Origin of the sequence: Numidum massiliense, from assembly GCF_001375555.1 — a bacterium.
Lineage (GTDB): Bacteria > Bacillota > Bacilli > Thermoactinomycetales > Novibacillaceae > Numidum > Numidum massiliense.
On sequence record NZ_CTDZ01000009.1, the window covers coordinates 515042 to 537242 of the forward strand.

23 protein-coding genes and 1 pseudogene are annotated in these 22201 nt (G+C 52.2%); 16 read left to right on the forward strand and 8 right to left on the reverse strand.

What is annotated here, in order from left to right; genetic code table 11:
* The first annotated feature begins 75 nt into the window (after positions 1-75).
* Positions 76-516 (forward strand): D-aminoacyl-tRNA deacylase, encoded by a 441-nt coding sequence (dtd, locus tag BN1247_RS03045; protein ID WP_054949071.1) that lies wholly within the window; start codon positions 76-78, stop codon positions 514-516.
* A 387-nt stretch (positions 517-903) separates the two neighbouring features.
* Here dtd and BN1247_RS03050 read toward each other — a convergent pair whose 3' ends face one another.
* Together BN1247_RS03050 and BN1247_RS03055 are read right to left on the reverse strand one after the other, a co-directional pair.
* Positions 904-2733 carry a cation:proton antiporter domain-containing protein gene (locus tag BN1247_RS03050; protein WP_054949072.1) on the reverse strand — a complete coding sequence of 610 codons (1830 nt, stop codon included), beginning with the start codon at positions 2731-2733 and terminating at the stop codon, positions 904-906.
* 268 nt (positions 2734-3001) lie between these two features.
* A complete protein-coding gene (locus tag BN1247_RS03055) occupies positions 3002-3430 on the reverse strand; it encodes a DUF2621 family protein (protein WP_054949073.1) in 429 nt (142 codons plus the stop codon).
* 288 nt (positions 3431-3718) lie between these two features.
* Between BN1247_RS03055 and BN1247_RS03060 the strand changes: the two genes are divergently transcribed.
* The 13 genes and pseudogenes from BN1247_RS03060 (at position 3719) to BN1247_RS03115 (ending at position 15225) form a co-directional block, all read left to right on the forward strand.
* Positions 3719-4225: a hypothetical protein gene (locus BN1247_RS03060; RefSeq protein ID WP_054949074.1), complete on the forward strand. Its 507-nt coding sequence runs from the start codon at positions 3719-3721 to the stop codon at positions 4223-4225.
* 80 nt (positions 4226-4305) lie between these two features.
* The gene (locus BN1247_RS03065) at positions 4306-5007 is read left to right on the forward strand and encodes a PspA/IM30 family protein (protein ID WP_054949075.1); all 702 of its coding nucleotides are present in this window, start codon (positions 4306-4308) and stop codon (positions 5005-5007) included.
* A 90-nt stretch (positions 5008-5097) separates the two neighbouring features.
* Positions 5098-6612 carry a cell wall-active antibiotics response protein LiaF gene (gene liaF, locus BN1247_RS03070; RefSeq protein ID WP_054949076.1) on the forward strand — a complete coding sequence of 505 codons (1515 nt, stop codon included), beginning with the start codon at positions 5098-5100 and terminating at the stop codon, positions 6610-6612.
* A gap of 13 nt (positions 6613-6625) precedes the next feature.
* The gene (locus BN1247_RS03075; RefSeq protein WP_054949077.1) at positions 6626-7726 is read left to right on the forward strand and encodes a HAMP domain-containing sensor histidine kinase; all 1101 of its coding nucleotides are present in this window, start codon (positions 6626-6628) and stop codon (positions 7724-7726) included.
* Between the two features lie 85 nt (positions 7727-7811).
* Entirely contained in the window at positions 7812-8456 is a 645-nt protein-coding gene (locus tag BN1247_RS03080) for a response regulator (RefSeq protein ID WP_054949078.1), read from the forward strand.
* 14 nt (positions 8457-8470) lie between these two features.
* Entirely contained in the window at positions 8471-9529 is a 1059-nt protein-coding gene (locus BN1247_RS03085; protein ID WP_054949079.1) for a PAS domain-containing protein, read from the forward strand.
* Positions 9530-9541: 12 nt separating this feature from the next.
* Positions 9542-9643 (forward strand): annotated as a pseudogene (locus tag BN1247_RS18325) (Spo0B domain-containing protein); the annotation flags it as partial.
* A 45-nt stretch (positions 9644-9688) separates the two neighbouring features.
* The gene (locus BN1247_RS03090) at positions 9689-10333 is read left to right on the forward strand and encodes a sensor histidine kinase (protein ID WP_261796059.1); all 645 of its coding nucleotides are present in this window, start codon (positions 9689-9691) and stop codon (positions 10331-10333) included.
* Positions 10333-11037, forward strand: coding sequence for a response regulator (locus BN1247_RS03095; protein WP_054949081.1), 705 nt, complete (start codon positions 10333-10335; stop codon positions 11035-11037). Before BN1247_RS03090 ends, BN1247_RS03095 begins: the two co-directional genes overlap by 1 nt.
* 220 nt (positions 11038-11257) lie before the next feature.
* On the forward strand, positions 11258-12334 hold the full coding sequence (locus tag BN1247_RS03100) for a tripartite tricarboxylate transporter substrate binding protein (protein WP_054949082.1): 1077 nt from the start codon (positions 11258-11260) through the stop codon (positions 12332-12334).
* A 44-nt stretch (positions 12335-12378) separates the two neighbouring features.
* Positions 12379-12834, forward strand: coding sequence for a tripartite tricarboxylate transporter TctB family protein (locus BN1247_RS03105; RefSeq protein WP_054949083.1), 456 nt, complete (start codon positions 12379-12381; stop codon positions 12832-12834).
* A gap of 98 nt (positions 12835-12932) precedes the next feature.
* Positions 12933-14444 (forward strand): tripartite tricarboxylate transporter permease, encoded by a 1512-nt coding sequence (locus tag BN1247_RS03110; protein ID WP_054949084.1) that lies wholly within the window; start codon positions 12933-12935, stop codon positions 14442-14444.
* A gap of 265 nt (positions 14445-14709) precedes the next feature.
* On the forward strand, positions 14710-15225 hold the full coding sequence (locus BN1247_RS03115; RefSeq protein WP_074011037.1) for a CcdC family protein: 516 nt from the start codon (positions 14710-14712) through the stop codon (positions 15223-15225).
* A gap of 259 nt (positions 15226-15484) precedes the next feature.
* Here the strand turns inward: BN1247_RS03115 and BN1247_RS03120 are convergent, their stop codons facing one another.
* The 6 genes from BN1247_RS03120 to BN1247_RS03145 all read right to left on the reverse strand — a co-directional run bounded on the left by BN1247_RS03120 (position 15485) and on the right by BN1247_RS03145 (position 20516).
* Entirely contained in the window at positions 15485-16195 is a 711-nt protein-coding gene (locus BN1247_RS03120; protein WP_054949085.1) for an alpha/beta hydrolase, read from the reverse strand.
* Positions 16196-16289: 94 nt separating this feature from the next.
* Positions 16290-17435: an ABC transporter permease gene (locus BN1247_RS03125; protein WP_054949086.1), complete on the reverse strand. Its 1146-nt coding sequence runs from the start codon at positions 17433-17435 to the stop codon at positions 16290-16292.
* A 12-nt stretch (positions 17436-17447) separates the two neighbouring features.
* Complete coding sequence (locus BN1247_RS03130; protein WP_147675165.1) at positions 17448-18386, reverse strand: ABC transporter ATP-binding protein; 939 nt, start codon at positions 18384-18386, stop codon at positions 17448-17450.
* Between the two features lie 139 nt (positions 18387-18525).
* Positions 18526-19305, reverse strand: a complete 780-nt coding sequence (locus BN1247_RS03135; RefSeq protein WP_054949088.1) for an ABC transporter permease subunit — start codon at positions 19303-19305, stop codon at positions 18526-18528.
* Between the two features lie 83 nt (positions 19306-19388).
* On the reverse strand, positions 19389-20096 hold the full coding sequence (locus tag BN1247_RS03140; RefSeq protein ID WP_054949089.1) for an ABC transporter ATP-binding protein: 708 nt from the start codon (positions 20094-20096) through the stop codon (positions 19389-19391).
* Between the two features lie 3 nt (positions 20097-20099).
* On the reverse strand, positions 20100-20516 hold the full coding sequence (locus BN1247_RS03145; protein WP_054949090.1) for a GntR family transcriptional regulator: 417 nt from the start codon (positions 20514-20516) through the stop codon (positions 20100-20102).
* Positions 20517-20906: 390 nt separating this feature from the next.
* Between BN1247_RS03145 and BN1247_RS03150 the strand changes: the two genes are divergently transcribed.
* Entirely contained in the window at positions 20907-21431 is a 525-nt protein-coding gene (locus BN1247_RS03150; protein ID WP_261796017.1) for an RNA polymerase sigma factor, read from the forward strand.
* On the forward strand, positions 21428-22186 hold the full coding sequence (locus BN1247_RS03155; protein ID WP_054949092.1) for a DUF4367 domain-containing protein: 759 nt from the start codon (positions 21428-21430) through the stop codon (positions 22184-22186). The genes BN1247_RS03150 and BN1247_RS03155 overlap by 4 nt, the downstream gene beginning before the upstream one ends.
* Positions 22187-22201 lie beyond the last annotated feature (15 nt).

The following is a 22201-nucleotide window of genomic DNA, read 5'->3' on the forward strand; positions in this document are numbered from 1 at the left end:
ACGCGGAGAACGCCATGCGTGGGAAATACCGCGGGCAATATTAAGTAACTTTGGCAGTCGGAAGGGGGGTCCCATGTGCGCGTCATTATTCAACGCAGCGGGCCAGCGCGAGTGACGGTCGACGGCGAGGTGACAGGGGAAATCGCGCACGGCCTCGTCTGCCTCGTCGGGTTCACCCACGGTGACGACGCCGACGCAATCGCCTATGTCGCGGACAAAATCGTTAATTTGCGCATTTTTACCGATGACGAAGGGAAGATGAATCACTCCTTGCTAGACAGCGGGGGAGAGATCCTCAGCGTTTCCCAGTTTACCGTTTACGGCGATTGCCGGAAGGGGCGGCGACCCAGTTTTACACAAGCGGCGGCACCTGACCGCGCTGCCGCGCTGTACGATGCGTTTAACGAGCGACTCCGTTCGTACAGCGTCCGCGTCGCCACCGGCGTTTTTGGCGCTAATATGCAAGTGTCGCTAACGAACGACGGGCCGGTCACCTTCATTGTCGACAGTAAGTAGCGCAAATGCCGCGGGTGAGCCCCCACGAGATGGTTCGTGCTGGGGCAAATGCCGCGGGTGAGTCCCCACGAGATGGTTAAGTGCTGGGTGATTCACTGCGAGACGGATGTCTACATACATGATGTATCGTCGTAGGACGTATGAAGTATCACAGTAAGACACACGTATGAAGTAACACTACTGTAAGATACGCGTATGAAGTATCACAGTTAGGTACACGTATGAAATATCACTGTAAGACATGTGATGTATAACCTTGAGACGCATACAGGAAGGGCTGTCCATTAGCCGGGTTAACCGACGATTGGACAGCCCTTCGACTTTTTCCACAAACAACTACAGGACATGCGATCGTTTATCTACTCCATAGGACATGCCTGTTCGCCTTCACTCTAATTCGGTGCGCATTTCTTGCATATGTTCCGGACTGCCGGTAACGAGTAGCCGATCGCCGAGTGCAATGCGTGTATCGCCGTGGGGAATGATCGAGTCTCCGCCACGGTGAATGCGCAGGACGAGCGTGTCTCCGAGGAAGGGGAGCTGGCGCAAAAGCACGCCGTCATAGCGCCGATTGCCGACGACGATCTCTTGTAAGTCATCGCCTTTATCTGTCAGTAAAGCGACGGCGGCCGGATACTCGATCAAACCGCGCAGCAACGTATTCGTCGCAAAAAGACTCGAAAAGGACGTAATGTTGTGTTCCGAGAGTTGTTCTTGCGTCGCTGCTTGGTCAGACAGCACGATGATGCGCTGTTCCGGATCGCGTTCGCGGGCGTAAAGGGCAACGTCCTTGTTAAACGTGTCGTTTCCGGTGGCGAGAACGAGTACGTCGGACGCGAAGACGTCGTGTTGCACTAGGTCTGGTAGCGTCATTTTTTCAAGATCGACGAGCGGAAATTTAACTTCCTGGGTGACGGATTCCGGTGCAATCTTCTGTTGACTCGCGCCGTAAAGTGTGACGTGATAAGCCCTCTTTTTTAGGGCTAGTCCGACAGGTAAGGTCGCACCGTTAACCCCCACAATAGAAACAGTCGGCATTTCCTCCTGCGGCTGTTCCGGTTTGACGCGGTTGAACGCGATCGGCGATATGAGACACGTCAGTACCGCGACGACAATGAAGGCGTCGTGAACGGCCGGTCGGATTAACTCTAGCTTAAGGGCAATCGTAGCTGCCGCGATGACGAGGCTGAGCGTCGCCGAAAGTAAAATACCAGCTGACCAAGCTTCACGCCAAGAAAACCATTTGCGCAAAAAGAGGAGCGGCACAATTTTCGAAGCGAACAAAGAAAATAACAAGTACGGGACGAGTAGGAGCACGAGCGGGTCAGCGAATAAGGTGCGCAAATCGAGATTGACGCCGACCATGACAATAAAGATCGGTATTAAAAACCCGTAGCCGAACGATTCCAGTTTGTGTACAAGTTCCGGCTTAGGCGACATGAGCGAGACGAACAGCCCCGCTAAAAACGCTCCGAGGATGTTTTCCGCCCCGACCGTTTCCGACAGCGCGACGAAAAACAAGATAAGGGTGAACGCGCCGCGCGTACCGATTTGTACCGTTCCTTTGGCCAGTCGCTGCAGCCAATCGCGTTCGGCGAGCGGTTTGGTAATGCGGTACAAGGCGAAAAAGGCGAGTACGAGGGTAAACATCAACAACGGGTGCGGCCCGCTGTGAGACGTAATGGAGACGAACACCGCAAGTAAAATCATCGTGACAAAATCGGCGATGACGGCGATCAACAAAATTGTTTGTCCGAAGGGTGTGTTCGTTAAATTATTCTCTTTTAAGACTGGTAAAACAATACTAAGCGAGACGGTGGCGATCATGAGCGTCATCAAATACGGTTGTTGCGTCAAGTTTAACGGGACCATTAGTAGCCCCAAGCCAAAAGAGACGATTAAAATGAGGCCGAAGGCGACGGTCGCAATTTTTAGGGGACTGGCGGTGTTACTTTTGCCTCTGGAGCGGAAGCTGTCGAAGTCGACTTCCAGACCGCTGAGGAAGAGTAAGTATATGAGCCCGAGTGTCGACAGTAGTTGTAACGTCGCATCTTGTTGAACGATGTTGAAGCCAGTCTTACCGATGAGGATGCCGGCTAGTATTTCCGCGACGACGACGGGCATAAATGTCCACTTTAAACGGTTGATGACAATCGGTACGACGAAGGACACAGAGACGACGATCATGAGTGAGGTTAACGATACGTGGTTGTCCAAGGAGAGACCCCCCCTGTTTTCTTATGGAGTAAATGAGACCCATAAAATTCAAATACGGTTATTATACCATTTACGGCTGTGAATCGCGTACTATTTTTGGATGTCGCTTTGGTCTGTCACACACGAACCGTATTGCCGTGTTCTCGTTGGGGGGAGCGGTGCCGTGGGGGTGGGGCTGCCGGTGCGGGAGCGATCAAGGGGCTATGAAACGCAAAGACCCGTCACTATTTGTGACGGGTCACTGTGCCTAGCTATTTCGACGTGTCTGTTACCGGTCTAACAACGCGCGGTACGGCGTAATGTCGATTTGCTTTTCCTGTAAATGGGCGACGAGCCATTTGTGATCGCGCTTCGGTGTCGCTTCGATGTACCCTCTAAGGATAATGTCCATCGTCATCGCGGGTGCTTTTTCCTCGAGTGCAATCTGACTAATTTTCGCGGCGATCGAGTGTCGTGCCGTGTCGCGGAACAACTGCGGGACCGGTTGCACGAGCTCTTCCAGAAAGGCGAGCGTCTCTTCTGTCCACAAGTGTCGTGCCTTACTGACGTAGTGATCTTGCCAATCGAGAGCCGACTTGCCGTCTTTCTTTGGCATGCTCTTCAAAAACTTGCGGAACATGAAGTAGCCGCCAATCGCGAACATGGCAACTAAAAATAACATCCAGAACACGATAAAGGTGCCAAACATGTCCGACATGTGATTCACCCCTGTATCAATAAGCGCTTTTTATAATACCAAACTCATCGTATCAGATTCACTACATTAAACGTATGGGATCGTATACTTGTCCACAGAAACGACCGTGCTCTATTATACCATTTTTTCACCATTTTTTCGTGGACTGAGACGTATCTCCGTCTCGAGGCGGAGACGAAATCGTGCTGTGGCCAGTTATGGGGGATGCGCTTTTTAGTTAAGATAAAAGCAAGCTCAAAGGATACTGCTTTGAGAATACAGAGTAAGCGTCTTGGAAGGAGGTTAAACATGGCACATAAACATTCCGGATCTTACGCTTTCGGGGTTATCCTCGTGATCCTAGGCGCGATGATGTTGTTAGGGCAGTTTGGGATCGGGATCGGCAGTCTCCTCATGTTTGCGATCGCACTATTCTTGATCGTCAAAGGGTGGGGCATGTTAAACAGTTCGGGAGGTGGTGCTAGGCGGATGCTAGGGATTTTTCTTATCGTATTCGGCGTACTCTGGATGACAGGGTTACTTCCTTTTTTGTTCGGCTTAGCGATTGCGGTGCTCCTCATTTATTACGGTTGGGGAAAAATTAAAGGTAGCGCGAAGGATGTGGCCCCAGCGAGTGCGCACAGTTCTTATGCGGGTGACAGTGGGATGTTCGGGCACAACGGCGATGGGGAGGCGTATGACCGTCACTGGTACGCAGGTAACGACTACGGCCAGCCAAGAAGAGGACATCGGCCAGCTGGCGACGATTTGGACGACTGGGAACGGGACGTGAGAAGGCGAGACCGCGATTATTGACCATAGGTGTGAAACGTAGCTGTGAAACGAGCGATTGAGTAACGGCTAGCTGAATTAACTAACTTTAGGAGGTACACATAATGAGTATTTTTAAACGGTTCCGCGACATAACGGTGGCGACGATTAACGAGGCGTTGGATAAAGTAGAAGATCCGGTAGCGATGCTCAACCAATACATGCGCGACATGGAAAGCGAGATTTCGCGCGCAGAAGTAGCGATTGCCCGGCAAAACGCGATGGAAAAAAGGTGGCGCGCGCTTACGGAAGAAATGGAGCATCGCGCGAGCAAACGGACGCGTCAAGCTGAGCTTGCCGTCGACACTGGCGACGACGAGATTGCCCTGCGCGCACTGTCCGACAAAGAATACTGCCTATCCAAAATAGAAGAATACCGCCGCCAACACGAAACGGCGAAAGAACAGAAGCGCCAGCTTTTGGAACAGTTACAGGAGTTAAAGGATAAGTATTATGAACTGAGGAGCAAAAAGTTCGCCCTCGTCGCACGCGTGAACGTGGCGCAAGCGACGAAGCAAATGAATTCGGCGATGAGTGCGATCGATACAGACAGTGCTGCCAAAGGATTTTCGCGCATTGAAGAGCGCGTCATGATGATGGAGGCAGACGCTGACGCGAGCCGATCATTGCGGACGACCTTCCAACCCGATCATTTTGGGCGAACGAGCTTTGCATACAGTGAAAAAGTAGAGGCGGAACTAGCAAAAATAAAAGCAGCGAAAAAAGGAGCGGTCGAAGAGAAAGATGGCCCTACTTCGTTGAGCTAACGTTACGGGCTATGATATAGTAAGCTTAGCCATAGCTTGGCAACGGGCTATGGCTGCTTTTTCTTCCTGCTAGCGGAGGTGAGCGAAACGGTGAAAAACTCGAGGATATCGACTTACTTTCTCGGAATCGTCTTGATCGGCGTCGGTGCCGCTGTTTTATTAAAAAATTTAGGTATCATCGATTTGCACATTAGTTCATTCATTGCGCCGGCGATTTTACTTTATTTCGGGCTTAAACTGTTGGATCAAGGGCAATCGACGGGTGGCGGCGTTTGCCTCCTAATCGGGATCGGTTTACTACTCAGAGTGTTCGGCATTCATATTGGCAGTATATTCGGGTTTGCTCTATCGCTTGCGATTATTTATTTTGGCTACCGCATGATCCGGACGAAAAAAACGAAGCTCACTGTTTCACCTAAGGAGCAGGACGATAGTACAAGTGGTGACACTACCGACGGCGAGCGCCCCTGGGAAGACGATCTACTTTGGGAGGAGTTATCCGGCGAACGCGCCAAAGGCAGCGATCATCGGGAGGCGGGGAGCGGTGACACCGATGACCGCGATGACCGCGATCACCGCGATCGTGGCAACAACGGCGATCCGTCGGGCGGGAATAACGGAAAGTATGGCAATGATCACTCCTATACGACGGATGGTCAATATTACAAAAGTTTTACCGATAATATAAAGGACTTCTCTAAGGACATTAGGCGCGACATTGAAGAAAATATCCGCCCGGAAGAGTTGAAACAAACGCTGAAGCAGGGCGTTGAGCAATTGAAAAAGAACTTCGGGGCGACGTTTGGGAACCGTTACGAGACACCGAACGACAATCGACGAGACGAGCCGTTCGACGAAGAGCGGCGGGGAGAGCAGTTTAGCGACGCAGCAGAAGGTGAGCGCCAGTTTTACCGCGACAGTGTGGACGATGCTAACCGCCGCGATTACCGTCGGGACGAGAGGGGCGGTCGCGCGGAGTTCGATGGCGACGCCAACGGTGAGTACCGCGGCGCGTACAGGAAAGGCGACGCGCGCCGCGAGCACCGGAGTGAGTACCGAGATGCGGACGACCGGCACGAGTATTACGAGTATCACAGCGACAGCGCGGATTGGCGCAGCGAGCGGACTGAAGACGACTGGCAACGAGAGGAACAAGACTATTACTACCGTACAGATCCGAGACGCGGTGAGTTTCGCCGCGCGCGTTCGCGGGCACGGGCATTTGCCGACCGTTCACCGAAGGTGACGCACTCGCTCATCGGTAACTTATATTTGACCGGGCCGCGGTGGGAACTTACCGATATGGACATTTGGCACGGGATTGGCGATGTGAAGATCGACCTGTCGCGCGCCTTCGTGCACGAGGGAGAGACGGTCGTCATTGTGAACGGCTGGATCGGCGACATCGACATTTTTGTCCCGTACGATTTAGATATGGCGGTATCCTGTCACGTCAACATCGGCGATATTAATGTGTTCGGCAACGAAGACGGCGGTCTTAACCGAAGTGTGACGATCGAGACAGCCGACTATCAGACATCTACGAGACGCGTCCGCATTGTCATTAATTTGATTATCGGCGACGTCGACGTCATTTACGTGTAAGGGAGGGCAGCGTATGCCAGTCAAGCGTCTGCCTAACATTCAGTGGCAATACATGCGCCAACTGCTGTGGGCGTGTCTTAGTGCCGTGACGCTCGGAGCGATACTCTTTTTTTACGCGTGGTACGCCTTAGCGGAAATTGCCTCACTCAAGTCGTGGATGGACACGCAGTGGGGATGGTCGCTACCGGCGTTTCCTGGGATCGCTTTTGCCTTTATTTCTATCGTCATCTTTTGGCTTGCTGCCGTCGTCGTCGGGGCGCCAATTGGCTACATTAGAGGTAACTTGTTGAAAAAAAGGCTGGAAGTCGTGTTACAGTCGACGCTGCGTTTAGAACGGGGCGATTTATCGGCGCGTATACCCGATTTAGGGGAAGATGAAATCGGGCAACTCGGGCGGCAATTAAACGACATGTCGGCGCGTTTTCAACAGCAAGTCGCTTCGCTACAACGGTTGTCGACGACGAATGTCGAACTGACCGACCAAGTGAAACAAGGGGCCATTCTGGAAGAGCGGCATCGCCTCGCCCGCGAATTGCACGACGCCGTCAGTCAGCAGCTGTTCGCCATCTCGATGACGATGGCCGCCTTAAAGCGCACGTTCGCACACAATCCGGACAAGGCGGTACAGCAAGTGGCATTAGTGGAAGAGATGGCAGTTGCCGCCCAGTCGGAAATGCGGGCGCTGTTGCTCCATTTGCGACCAGCGCATTTGGAAGGGAAGAGTCTCACGCAAGGAGTCGGGGAGCTGTTAAGCGAACTACAAGGGAAGCATACGCTCGACTTTGTGTGGTCGATTGGCGAACTACCCGAATTGCCTAAAGGTGTGGAAGACCACCTGTTCCGGATCTTACAAGAAGCGCTCTCGAATGCGCTGCGCCACGCGAAGGCGAAAAAAATCGAGATCAAACTGTCAGTCGTCCGGCAAAACATCCGCTTAAAAATAACGGACGACGGTGTCGGTTTTTCTGCAGAGGAAAACAGTAAGGCGTCTTCGTACGGGATGATGCTCATGCGGGAGCGCGTTGCCGAAATTGGCGGTGTTTTAAACATTTCTTCTGCGCCGGGGAAGGGAACGATGGTCGAAGTGACCGTCCCGCTCGTCGTCAAAGAGTGACATAAAGAGAAACAGGAGAATAGACGCCGCCGAGCGAAGACTTAACGGTTGTCGTGTAACAACTCACCTTGCGGGAGGGCTAGACGTGGAAGAAAAGGTAAAGGTATTGCTTGTCGACGACCACGAAATGGTGCGTATGGGCCTAGCTGCTTTTTTATCGACGGAAGAAGGGATTGAAGTCGTCGGTGAAGCGTCGAGCGGCGCGGAAGGGGTGAAACTTGCCGTGCAGACGAAACCGGACGTCATTTTGATGGATTTAGTAATGGAAGGGATGGACGGAATTGCCGCGACGAAAGAGATCAAAAAAGTGTATCCCGAGGCAAAAGTCATCGTCCTGACAAGCTTTCACGACGACGATAAAGTCTACCCGGCAGTTGAAGCCGGCGCGTTCAGTTACTTACTGAAAACGGCGCGCGCTTCGGAAATTGCCCAAGCGGTACGACAAGCGTATCGGGGGCAATCCGTGTTTGAGGCACAAGTTGCGGGCAAACTCATCAACCGCTTTGCACGTGGGAAGCAAGAGCCTTTGCCACACGAACAGTGTACGGCACGGGAGCTAGAAGTGCTTTCCTTAATTGGCGAAGGGCGCTCCAATCAGGAAATTGCCGATCAGCTCTTTATTGGCATTAAAACGGTGAAAACGCACGTTAGCAACATTTTAAGTAAACTGGGCGTCGAGGACCGTACGCAGGCGGCGATTTACGCCCATCGCCACGGTATTAGCAGTTAAGGTGGCGAGGGAAAATGATCAGGACGACAACTTCAATTGGAAGAACAACAGCGACCGCCCGCCGCCGGACAGTCACCCTCCAAACAAAAATCGTCATTTTGACGATTCTTTTATTAGCCGTTGTGTTAGCGGTTACAAGTGTATATTTTATCCATATGTTTACGGCTACATTAGAGGAACATATCGGTGAAAACGCGCTCGATGTGGCGCGGACGGTCGCTGAAATGCCGGAAGTAAAAGAGGCGCTCGCACGAGGTGATTCAGCGTCATCGAAGGTGATCCAGCCGTTGGCGGAACACATCCGCACCGCGACCGAGGCTGAGTTTGTCGTCATCGGCGACGTGAACGGGATCCGTTATTCGCATCCGGTTCCAGAGCGGATCGGGGCGCACATGGTCGGCGGCGACAACGATCAAGCGCTTGCCTTCGGGGAAGCTTACGTCTCCGTGGCAACGGGGACACTCGGGCGCTCGATGCGCGGAAAAGTGCCAGTCAAAGACGAGCAGGGTAACATCGTCGGCATCGTGTCGGTCGGCTTTCTCATGAAGAACATACAGGAGGCGACGATGGCTTACGTGCAAAAAATTGTTCTCATTAGCCTCGCTTGTTTACTAGCTGGCATTGCCGGGGCCGTCGCACTTGCGCGGCGCATCAAACGGGACATTTTCGGACTGGAACCCGTCGAAATCGCTGATTTGTTACGGGAACGCAACGCCATGCTGAAAGAGCGCAGCGCGATTTTGCAGTCGGTGCGGGAAGGTCTCGTTGCGATTAATCAAGAGGGGGTCATCACGGTGGCGAATCAGGCAGCGGAACACATTTTGCAAGTGCTAGGCGAACTAATCGGCAGGCACATTCAAGCAGTCATTCCGAATACGCGCATGTTGGACGTGCTGGCGACGGGGGAACGCATTCCGGACGAAGAGATGATGATCGGTTCGCGGCTCATCGTGGTCAACCGCGTGCCGATATACGAAAGAGGTGCCGTCATCGGTGCCGTCTCCAGTTTCCGTGAAAAGTCTGATCTCGATCGCGTTCATCAAGAACTGTCCAGTATCAAGCGATACGCCTAGGCGCTACGGGCGCAAACACACGAGTTTGACAACAAATTACATACGATTGCCGGTATGGTGCAAATTGGCGATTACGACGAAGTGAAGGCATACATTGCCGAATTGCAAAAAGACCACCAAGACATGATTGCATTTTTGCGGGAGCGCATTCCGGATAAAATGATCGCTGCCGTCATCATCGGAAAATACAGCCGAGCCCAAGAGTTAAAAGTCAACTTACAGATCGAACCCGAAAGTTCGCTTTGTCACGTTGCAGCAGAAATCGACCGCCACAAATTAGTGACGATCTTGGGGAACTTGTTGGAAAATGCGTTAGAAGCGGTGAGCCACTCACCCCCGCGCGAACGCCGGGTCGATATGTTTGTGACCGACGGCAATGACGACATATACATCGAAGTGAGTGACAGTGGGCCGGGAATTGCTCCGGAGCATTTGCCGTACGTTTTTTCGAGCGGTTTTTCGACGAAGAGTGGGGAACACCGCGGGATCGGCCTCGCGTTGACCAAAAGCGCCGTAGAGGAGTTAGGCGGTACGATTCACGTGAACAACCAACACGAAGGCGGAGCCCTATTTACCGTCGTCATTCCACAGCAGGGAAACGCACCATTGATGCGGAGCATTCCGCAGGGGGAAAACATTCCATTAGAGGGCAGCATTCCGCAGGGGGAAAACATTCCGTTAGAGGGCAGCATTCCGCAGAGGGAAAACATTCTATTAGAGGGCAGCATTCCGCAGAAGGGAAGCATCTCTCAGAAAAGGAGCACTCTACAGGAGGGCAATATTTCACAGGAGGGAAACAATTGATGGAGCTCATCCGCGTCTTAATTGTGGAAGACGACTTTCGCGTCGCTCATCTCAATCGGGAGTTTACCGAACGCATCGAAGGGTTTACCGTCGTCGGAGTCGCTGGAACGGGCAACGAGGCGTTACAGCTACTCAGGGCAACTGAGCTAGATCTCGTCTTGTTGGATGAATACGTTCCCGAATTATCGGGCAGTGACTTGCTGCGGGAGATACGCCGGAAACAGTTAAAAATCGATGTTATCTTCATTACGGCGGCGAAAGAAATTGACACAGTCCAGTCGGCCTTGCGCGGCGGTGCGCTCGAATATATTATCAAGCCGTTTACGTTCGAACGCTTTCAAGAAACACTCATCGCTTACCGGCAGTACCGACGGGAACTATTGCAGCGTGGGAGTGTGGGGCAACGGGAAGTCGATCAGCTGTTTCAAAAGCTCGCGCGACGAAGGCAACGTGAAATACACGCGAAAGGGATCGACCCGGCGACGTTGCGGCAAGTGCGCGCGATCGTTGCAGCTAAGGCGGAGTCGGAAGCGGGGGCGCTAACGGCGGAACGAGTCGGGCGCAAGCTCGGGGCTAGCCGGACGACAGCGAGGCGCTATTTAGAATATCTCGTCGCCGAAGGCGAACTCGAGACAACGATTTCCTACGGTACTGTCGGGCGGCCGGAGCGAAAGTATATCGTACGCAGCTTGAAACATATGTGAGAGGCACTCGCCAAAAGTGAGTGCCTTTTTTCATACACTTTATGCACAAAATGATGTTTATACTCATTAAGCCGTTTAAGTGTATAAACTAGGCAAACAATCTGCGACACAGTATAGTAAAACAATCATTGAAAGCGCTTTGCTTTTTGTGTGCGATCGTTCCCTTCTAAGCGGTAGCGATGCGAAGTGATCGACGCGCGATTATTGAGGAGGTTATGTAATGGGAAGAAGGCGTTATATTAGTGTCGTATTTAGTTTCCTTCTTGCGATGGCACTCGTATTAGCCGCCTGCCAGACAGCAGATAACAGCGAGAGTGAACAAGGGAAAGGCGATTCGGGAAAAAAGGAGGCCAAGTCCGCCACGGCGCAAGGAAATGCCGTGTGGGAGCCGGAAAAGCCCATTGAATTCGTCGCGCCTGCTGGAGCTGGCGGTGGATGGGATACGACGGCACGTACGGTGCAACAAGTGTTGTCGGAAGAAGGGCTCGTCGAAAAAAATATTATGGTCGTGAATAAACCGGGCGGTGGCGGAGCGATCGGTTGGACATACATTCACGATCAAAAAGATGGGGATCCACACACGTTGTTCGTCACGTCGCCACCGATTATGTTCGTGCCGCTTAACGGCCAGTCCGAGTATAACCATAAAGACTTCACCCCGATTGCCGGGCTCATCGCCGATTACGCGGCGTTCGTCGTGAAAGCGGATGCGAAGTGGCAGACGATGGAAGATCTCGTCGTCGATCTAAAAAAGAACCCGCGCGCCATTTCCGTCGTCGGCGATTCGGCACCCGGCAGTATGGATCACATGCAGTTTGTAAAAGCGGTACACGCGGCGAAAGTCGATGCAAAGAACATTAAATTCGTGTCTTCGCAAGACGGTAACGGGATGGCGATGTTACTCGGCGGGCAGGTTGACGTGTATTCGACCGGTCTCGCCGAAGCGACGGAACAAGCGAAAGCTGGTAAAGTGCGCGTCCTCGCCATTACCGCACCGGAGCGGTTGAAGGAGGAGACGGTATCCGAGTTTCCGACACTAAAAGAACAAGGCATTGACGATGAGTTTATCGTATGGCGCGGTTTTATGGGGCCTCCGAATATGGATCCCGCAGCCGTAAAGTATTGGGAAGAAACGTTAAAGAAGATGACGGAAACTGATAAATGGCAAGAGAAATTGGAAAGTTACGGTTGGGAAGCGAACTTTATGACAAGTGAGGAGTTTGGCAACTTCTTGGATAAAGAGTATGACGTGTTTGAAAAACTGATGCAGGAGATCGGCTTAAAGAAAGGCAATTAAGCGGGTAGATCTTGTTTATATTCAAGAGAAGGGGCAGATGTAGAGTGTCGCTATCCACCGATCGCAAAATTGCAATCGTGTTGTTTGCCGCCGCGGTTTTTTATTTGTGGGGAGCCTACCGTTTACCTGAATTTCCGTATACGCCGATGGATGCTGACGTCATCCCGAAAGGGTTAGGCTACTTGCTTGCGCTACTTTCTGTCATATTATTTGTGCAAAGTAAACCTACCAGCGTCGCCGCGGAGCGACGCCGGTTGGACAAACAAGATATAGGTGTGCTCATAAGTATGTTTGGGGCGATGCTGCTTTACGTCTTTTTGCTGGAACGCGTTGGCTTTTTGTTGACGACTGTAGCTTTTCTCATCTTCGCGACGCGTTTTCTCGGCTACCGCAAGTGGTCGGCTAACGTGCTCGTTAGTTTCATTTTTTCCGGCGCGATGTACTACACGTTTAATTACGTACTACTCATTTATTTGCCGCGCGGCATCTTGCCTTTTTGAATGCGACACGTATTTGAGCAGGGGTGTACATTAAACCATGAACGTTTGTTGTTATTTATGCAATATGAAGGGAATGTTCCGGTTAGTGAGGTGAAACGATGGATGCATTAGATGGTTTATTAACAGGCCTACAAGTGGCGGTTGCGCCGGAAAATATTTTGTTCGTGTTTCTCGGCGTATTAGCAGGCACGGTGATCGGCATGTTACCTGGGCTCGGGCCGATAAGTGCGATCGCGATTATGATTCCGATTAGTTATCAAATGAGTCCAGCCTCAGCGTTAATTATGATGGCCGGTGTGTATTACGGCGCGATTTTCGGCGGCTCGACGTCGTCCATTTTGTTGAATGCGCCGGGGGTCGCCGGTACGGTGGCGACGTCCTTTGACGGTTATCCGATGGCACAGCGGGGCGAAGCGGGTAAAGCGCTCGCGGTCGCAGCGATTTGTTCTTTTGCCGGGGGGACAATCGGCGTCGTGTTACTGATGATGGTGGCGCCACTCATGGCGGATTTTGCCGTTTCCTTCGGACCTACTGAGTATTTTGCCCTCATGTTGATGGGGCTGACGGCGATTGCCAGTTTGTCCGACGGATCGACAGTAAAGGCCCTCATTGCCGGTGTCGCTGGACTCATGTTGGCCACTGTCGGGGTCGACGGGCAAACGGGGACGCAGCGGTTCATGTTTGGCTCGACGCACTTGGCCGACGGGATCGACTTTCTCGTCATTGCCCTCGGTGTGTTCGCTTTGGCGGAAGTCGTGTTTTTAATTTTGGCGCGGCACGAGAAGTTTGCCCATAAAAAGAGCATTGGCAGTTTGCGCTTGAACAAAAAAGAAGTGAAGCAGCTGGGTGGCCCGGTCACACGGCATTCGCTGTTCGGGTTCGTCGTTGGGGTGCTGCCCGGCGCCGGGGCGACGATCGCTTCCTTTTTATCGTATTTGACAGAAAAGCGGTTAGCGAAAGACCCGTCCCAGTTCGGCAAAGGAGACATACGCGGTGTCGCGGCGCCGGAGACGGCGAACAACGCGGCGTGTAGCGGGGCGTTCGTGCCGCTGTTGACGTTAGGTATTCCCGGGTCGGGGACGACGGCTGTGCTATTAGGGGCATTGCTCGTCTTCGGCATTCAACCAGGGCCGCTCTTGTACGAGCAGCATCCGGACATTTTTTGGGGCGTCATTGCCAGCATGTACGTCGGCAACATCTTTTTGCTCATTCTCAACTTGCCGCTCATCCCGTATTTTGCGCGCATTTTACTTATTCCGCGCCCAATGCTCATCGCGCTCATTATCATTTTTTGTTTTATCGGCGTGTTCGGGGTGAATTTTAATACGTTTGATTTGTTTTTGTTGCTAGCTTTAGGTGTGGTCGGCTTTTTGATGCGCATGTTTGAGTTTCCGGCACCGCCCTTTATTCTCGCCTTCATTCTAGGGGGGATGATGGAGCAGTCGCTGCGGCAGGCGCTAACGATTTCGAACGGTGATTGGTCCGTGTTCGTGACGAGTCCGATTGCGCTCGTACTGTTCGTCTTGACCGTTTTGTCGCTGTTGTTTCCTTACTTGCGGCAATGGGTGGTACGGCGTTTGGGTGGTAATGGGGAACAGGCCTCCGTTTAAAATCCTTAAGAGCCGCGAGCGTGTGATCGGAAGGATCGGTAGCTGGAACACATATGTACAAGTGCTACTAGATGTTTCTATTGCACAAGGGATAATTTTTCGCAGGTGTTTTTAGAGCTTGCGTCGTGCGAGTCTTCGCGTACGTGGGGGATCGTTCCGGTTTCGTATCGCAGGCTGGGTTGTGCTGGTGTAGCGTTATGTCGTAAAATGGTGGTACACATTTTATACGACAATATTTCGCAACGTACAACTAAGGAGAATTGACATGGCCTTACCCTTACCGGCAGGAGTGAACTATCAGCTCTTGTTGACGATCGGCGCAGCGTGCATGGCGTTATTCGTCATCGTGTTACGCCTGAGGGCGACGAAAAAGCCGACGTCCGCAAAGAAAATTTTAATGCCACCGATCGGGATGAGTACCGGGTTTTTCATGTTCGTCTTCCCCCAGACGCACATCCCACTCACTTATGCCCTTTTTGCGTTGCTCGTCGGTTGTCTCTTTGCGGTCCCCCTCATTAAAACGAGCAAAATGGCCGTTGACGGGGGAGACGTATACTTGAAGCCCTCGAAAGTGTTCCCCTTCATACTGTTAGGTTTTCTGGCGATTCGCATCGTGCTCCACGATGTTGTGCAAAACTACGTCAGTTTGGAACAGACGGCGAGTATCTTTTTTATTTTGGCCTTCGGGATGCTAGCGCCGTGGCGGCTCGCGATGTATGCGCGCTTTCGTAAATTGCTGTCTGACGAGGGCAATGGGCAGCTGAACGTGACGGACAGCTGATTCGGCAGGAGACGAAAAAGGCAAACGCCATGACAGGCGCAAGCACAGGTGACAGCTTACAAGGATAACTAGTCAATGGTAACAAGTACGGAAAAATAGCATACGGGATAATGATTGACGAAATAACAGCATATGAAAAGAAAAACAGACGGGGAACTCCCGTCTGTTTTGTATGTCACCTTAACGAGCGAACGCGCTTGGTGCACGCTGTAGGGTTGTGAAATCTACGGTGTTGTCGCACGTTGTCTCAGCGTATCGGTTAGGCAGGGAAAGTCTGCTCGAGCCAGCGGCGTACCGTCTTTTTCGCGTCTTCCGGCAAGTCTTGGTGACTCGTCTCTAAAATCTCGACAGCCGTCGGTCCGCTGGCTAGTGCTGCTAACTGTTTCACGCTCGACACGGGGATAATAAAATCTTTCGTCGCACCGACGACGAGCGCGGGGACAGTGACGTCTTGTATGCGGGGGAGGAGTTCTTTTTTCATGTGCTGCAAAAACTGTTCACCGTCTAAGTCCTCGACGTACATCGAGCCCCACTTTAACGCACTCGTCACGTACTTATTGTTAAAACGCGCTTCCGGATTCGCACCCATCCCGAGAGTGACCAACCCGACGACACCGTCGATTTGCGTGGCCGCACCGACCGCAGCCGCCGCACCCATACTGTGCCCGAGGAGGACGACGCGCGATTGCTCCGTACTGCGGCGCGCTAATTGCACCGCCTCGATTAAGTCCTCTGGATGGGTCAACTTACCGCGACTGGCGCCCATTTTGTGACCGGGGAAGTCGAGGTTGACGACTTCGTAACCGATGTAACAGAGGTACGAAGCTAAGCCGTCGAGGTGGTGCTTAGAAACACTGAAGCCGTGCCCCATGACGATGCCCAGATTGCGTGCTTTACGCGCGTCGGGTGTGTAGCGCAGTGTGTTAATCGTAAAATTGTCGTTCGTCTGCTCGATCCGTTGTATGTCCATTGGCTAATCTTCCTTTAGTTATAGTTCAGCCCTATTTTAACATACTTGCTTATCCGAGTTACAAAAAGCCGCCAAGAGATGCTTACGAACCCCCTCAACTTTCCGCGGATTGGATAAATCGGTTGAAGCGGAGTAAGGCGAGTGACACGCCGACGAAACTAAACGCGAGTAAGATGACGAGCGACAACCACACGTCTCCGGTGTGGGCGCCGCGGAGCATGACGTCCTGCAACCCGCGCTGGGCCCAATACTGCGGCGTAAATTGGCCAATTGCTTGCATAATGCGCGGCATGAATTCGAACGGAAACCACAGCCCCCCGAAGACGGCGCCACCCATAGCGATAATTTGCGTAAAGGCGACCCCTTGGTTTTCGTTTTTGACGAAGAGCGCTAAGGCGAGGCCGAGGCCAGTGGCGCACACGTTTAGACATACGATGAGCAGTGATACGGCGAGCACGTCACCGACGTGTAAATCGTACACGAAATAGCCGAACGCAAGGAGGACAACACATTGGATACACGTGACGATAAACGGCGGGACCCACATGCCGACGAGATAGTCGAGCGGCTTCATCGGCGTGCTGCGCAGTCGGGCGAGGGTGCCACCTTCTTTATCTTTTAGCATGCGGTTAGCCATCGTAATCATGATGAAGAAGACAAACATGACGGTGTAACCGGGGACGACTTGGGTGACCATGTCGAGTTTCACCGCGTTTTCTTTTACTTCTTCTATGCGGATCGGTGCAGCTAGCAGTTGTTCTGAGTCTTTTTGCCCAATGCCCATCTCGCCGAATACTGCCTTTAGCTTTGCGTTGCGGTAGTGACTCTCCATGTTTTTTAGCACGGCTTCGATTGGCGCGACGCTTTGGTCCGCCGCGGCGTCGCGGTAAAATGTGATGGTCGCCGGCTCCTTCCGCGCGTCAAATGCTTTTCCGAACCCTTTTGGAATGACGATGAGCGAATTCGTTTTTCCCTTTTTGAGTTGCGTGACCTGCTCCTCGATTGATAGCTTATCGTTTTGTTTTACGGCAAATCCCTTAATTTTTTCCAAACCTTTAACAAAAGCAGCTGATGCTTCCGATTGGTCCTCGTCGACGTAGTGGATCGTAATCGTATCGGCGACACTCCCGAACACGGTGGCAAACAAGACGATGAACACGATCGGAAGCACGAACAACCAAAAAAAGTTTCCCTTTTCCCGCAATAGTATTTTTAGTTCTTTTACAATAATACTTTTCACGCTAACTCCTCCTTACTCGTCGCGCAACGACGTACCTGTTAAATTGAGAAACACTGTCTCTAGTGAGGGGCGGACGACTTCGAGTCTTTTCACGGTAAACTTTCGTTCGATTGCAGTGCGCATCACGTGTTGCATCGTCTCTTGCACGGCATCACTCTCTAACTTCCAGCCGCGGCCTTGCGCGGTCGCTTTTGTCACCGCTCGGAACTGCGGTAACTGCTCCATGTTACCCGCTTCTAAATCGTCCGCCTCAAAGTAGATCGCGTTCTCGCCGTAGCGCTCCAGCAATTCGTGCAAGGCGCCTTGGGCGATGACGCTGCCGCTGTCGATAATCGCGATTTCATCGCAAAGGGCTTCCACTTCTTCCATGTAGTGGGTCGAGTAGACGATCGTCACCCCTTCCGTTTGCAACTTGCGAATCATGTCAAAGATCAAGTTGCGCGACTGTGGATCGATCCCGACCGTCGGCTCGTCGAGGATGAGCAATTCGGGGCGGTGGAGGAGAGCAGCGGCGATGTTTATGCGTCGCTTCATCCCACCGGAAAAATTGCGTACCGGTTGTTTCGCGCGGTCGGCAAGGCCGGTGAACTGTAACACGTCGTCAATGCGCGCCTTCAGTTCCTTGCCACTCATCCCGTACATTTCGCCGAAAAAAATGAGGTTATCGTAAGCGGTAATTTTTTCATACAACGCAATCGCTTGTGGGACGTACCCGATTTTGCGGCTAATGTGTCGGCGTTGTTTTTCGCTGTCAAACCCGAGGACGTTGGCCGTACCGCTGTCAGCGTCGACAATGCCGGTCACAATTTTCATCGTCGTCGACTTTCCGGCACCGTTCGGCCCGAGTAAGCCGACACACGACCCGCGCCGCACGGAAAAGGTCACGTCGGTAAGCGCGCGTTTGCTACCGTATGCCTTTGTTAGTCTGTTTACATGTAAAACTGTTTCCACAACTTTCACTCCCATATCGTTTTGTTTATGTTCAGTTAACGGAGCGGCTAAATCTTTATGCTGCAGTTGCGTACTTCCAGCAGTCCGCGCGGTTTATGTTGCACGGGCGAACGCATGTCGCGGGACGTTCACCGTAACACTATATGTCGAGATGCCGTTCGAGGACGCGCGCCGTCGCACGGACGAGGCAATAAGCGGCAAGCCAACTCGCGGTGACGACGAACGGTAGGCCGGGCGGATAAGGGAACGACGCGGTGACACTTTCCGCACCGGAAAATAGGAGAAACAAATTGTGGGTGTCGTCGGCGCTCCCAAAGTAAGTGTATAGCCCGCTAGCTGCGAGAAAAAACAAAATCCACAGCAGTGGTGTGAGCGGCTTTACCCGCGACCTGCCGACGATTCCGATGAACATACCGAGGGCGATCAGGAGCGGATAGAGCGCGATCAATATAACCGACCACGATGCGCCTGTTAACAGGAATCGAATGAGTGTGTCAGCGTCGACCACATCACTCGTTACGGCGGTATATGCACCAAGAATTGAAGCTACCGCAAACGAGACGACAGTAACTAGTAACGCTTGTAACAAACTCGCAACATATTTTGCGGCGACGAGATGGAGGCGCGAATGCGGGAGCGCTAACCACCAATCGCGCGTACCGTTTTTCCATTCGCGTATCACGTTACCGTAACTAATAAAGAAGGCCATGTAAGGAAAGCCGAGCGTGAAATACCAAACGTTGTGCAGCTTGACGCTGCCGGTGTTTATTAAATACGTCCAGAGTGGCAGCCATAACAGTGTGAGTAGAATCGCGTAAACGAACCACCACTTATTTCTGCCCTCTCGGTAATGCTGTCGCTCGTGGCGCCACATATACTCGTGCTGGAGCAGTGGAAGAAACACGCGCTGTTCCGGCATAGCAATACCTCCTCATAATAACGAACAGTGTCCCTATGGACCGGACTTAAGTAAACGTCTCAAATCGTCTATATGACAATGAGTTACAAGCGATCGCGGAACGTTTCTCTAAACAGAGAGTCCATCGAACCGTGTGCGCGGCGTAAGTCGTCGACGTCGCCGGCTAATTTCACCTTGCCACGGTCGAGAAAGACGACATGGTCGAATAGGCTTTCCACTTCGTAAATGTCGTGCGTACTAATTAGGATTGTCTGTTCACTAGTCCCGATATGGTCGATTAATCCCCTCACGATGCGGTCGCGCGAAACGACGTCGATGCCGGCGAACGGTTCGTCGAGCAAGAGCAGTGGCACGTCGCGAGCGACACACAAAGTGAGCATGAGGCGCGCTTCTTCGCCCCGCGACATGCCGGCTGCCCGCGATTCCAGGTCGATGTGCATGAAGTCGGCCAGCTCCTCCGCTTTTTCCGCGTTAAAACCAGGTAAAAAGTGGGCTGCCCACTGGAAAGCGTCGCTGACGGTGTGATCGGGAAACCAGCGCGCCCGGTCGGGTAAATAGGCGATTTTGCCGTTCGTTTCCCATCCCGGCGGCTGACCGAGTACAGAAATGTCGCCGCTGTCGGGCCGGCTTAAGCCCATCGTCAAACGAAAAAGCGTCGATTTCCCCGAGCCGTTCGGACCGAGCACGCCGCTGACGCGGCCACCAGGGATCGCTAACTCGAGAGAGTCGAGCGCGCGCTTGGCGCCGTATGTTTTCGTGACGTTGTGGCAGTGCAAGGCATAGTCGGTCATGTTTTAATTTCCCTCCTCTGTGTTGTCAATGCCTGTTGACAATCCCTTTCGTAGGACGTACGACTGGATATCGGCCCAATCGTATCCTAAGCGGGCCATCTTCGTAAGAAATTCCTCGATCAATTGCTGGGCTAACGCCGTGCGAAAGGCGTGCACGCGTTCTTCCGAGGTCGTAATAAATGTGCCCTGTCCACGGCGCGTCTCGGTTAGCCCGTCGCGCTCTAACTCTTGGTAGGCGCGCATGACAGTGTTCGGATTAACTTTCAACGCGTGCGCCATCTCGCGCACGGACGGTATTTTCGCCCCCAACGCAATCTCCCCTTTAGCAACCGAACTTTGCATTTGCTCTAAAATTTGTTCGTAGAGCGGTTGGCTAAGATCGAGGCGAAACAGTAAGTTGTCAACTCGCCGCTCATCCATTGGCCACCCTCCGATCAACAAGTTCAAGCGTGTGGTGTGTGATAAGTGTATTATATCACCTAATACACTGAGTGCAAGAGTTATTTTCACTCAGCGCACAAAAAAGGCTTTGTTCACAATGGGTTACAACTACGGTAGAGGGTGCTTTTTGGCCTACCCTTTCTGTACGGCTATAGTATAATGAATACAAATGGAAAGATTTGCGCTGTAGAAACTTTCGACTTTTAGACGGTTGCAACTAGGCCGTTTAGCTTTTTATGTCTTTTTTTACAATGATTTAACGAGTGATGTGTCATACTTATGCCGTCGCGCGCTGTCGTCGGGTGACAGCGTCACACATATAGATTGGTGTAATAAAAGGGGGTTACCACGATACAACAAGGGCATGAGTTGCAGCGCATTTTGTTTGAAATGTTTTATCAACGCGTCTATAAAACGGCCTATTACATCGTTAAAGACGAGCATTTAGCACAGGACGTGTTGCAAGATACGTTTATAAAGGCATTTCGCCACATTGAGCAATGTCCGGACGGGGAACGGGCCGGGGCGTGGTTGGCGACCATTGCGTCGCGCACTGCGATTGATTACATAAGAAAGCAAAAAAGAAGGAACGCTTTGCCCTTCGATAACGTCTTAATAGAAAATAATGCTTTTCAGCGGGAAGTCGCTTCTTCGGTGGAGCAAACGGTGGAAGATGCGTTTGCGATCGAAGAAATTTTGCGGGAAATCGATTCGCTTGACGCGGATTCACGCGTAGTCCTGATTTTGAAGTATTTGCATGAACTGAAGGATCAAGAGATTGCAGAGGCGCTCGATGTAAAACTCGGCACAGTCAAATCGAGAATATTTCGCGCAAAACAAAAACTGAGTGCGATACTGCAAAAAAACCGCTTAATGGACGGTGAGAGCTTATGAACGATCGCAACCAACGTGCGGGGCAGTTACTGAAAGCGGCAATCGAAGAGGGGATGGCGCGGGCGCCTGACGCTCTGCTGCCGAAAGAAGAGGCGTGGCAAAATATAATTGACGCACTCGAGCAACAGGAAGCCCCGAAGGAAAGGCGCAAGCCCTTCAGGCGGTTCTGGAAACCGTTAGGCATCGTCGTCGCTGCGGCGTCGCTCCTGTTTATCGTGTTCATGTTGCCGCAGACTGGTTCGGCGTTTAACTGGTTTAAGAATCTTGTTCTCAAACCGGAGGGAGATGGGGTTAGCTTATTCACGTCTTTCGGTTCGGACGAGTCGGATGAGGATATCGAGATTGTAGGCGAGAGCGAAGAAGTGAGGACGAAGAGTCTCGAACGGGCGAAAAAAATGACTTCCTTTCAGATTAGGTTGCCGCAATACATGCCGGATGGCTACAAACTGCACGAGATAATGCTCGATGTCATCCCTGGTGTGAAAAGTGACTCGGTGACCCTTTATTATAGGAAAGGGAAAAACACTTTAGAGATTCGGCAGGAATATTCCGGCGAAGGAGCTGGGACTTACTATTTCAATGGCTCGAAAACAAAGTCGAAGATTGTGCGCATTCATTCGGAGAAAGGCGCCTTAGTCGAGCAGGAGAACGGGGCTGTCAATCTCGTATGGTTAGCCAATAAGGTAAGTTTTGATATGTCGGGCTATTTGCCGCCAATGGAAATGATTCGCATTGCCGAATCGTTGCGCCCTTAAGCGGGCGGGGGACCT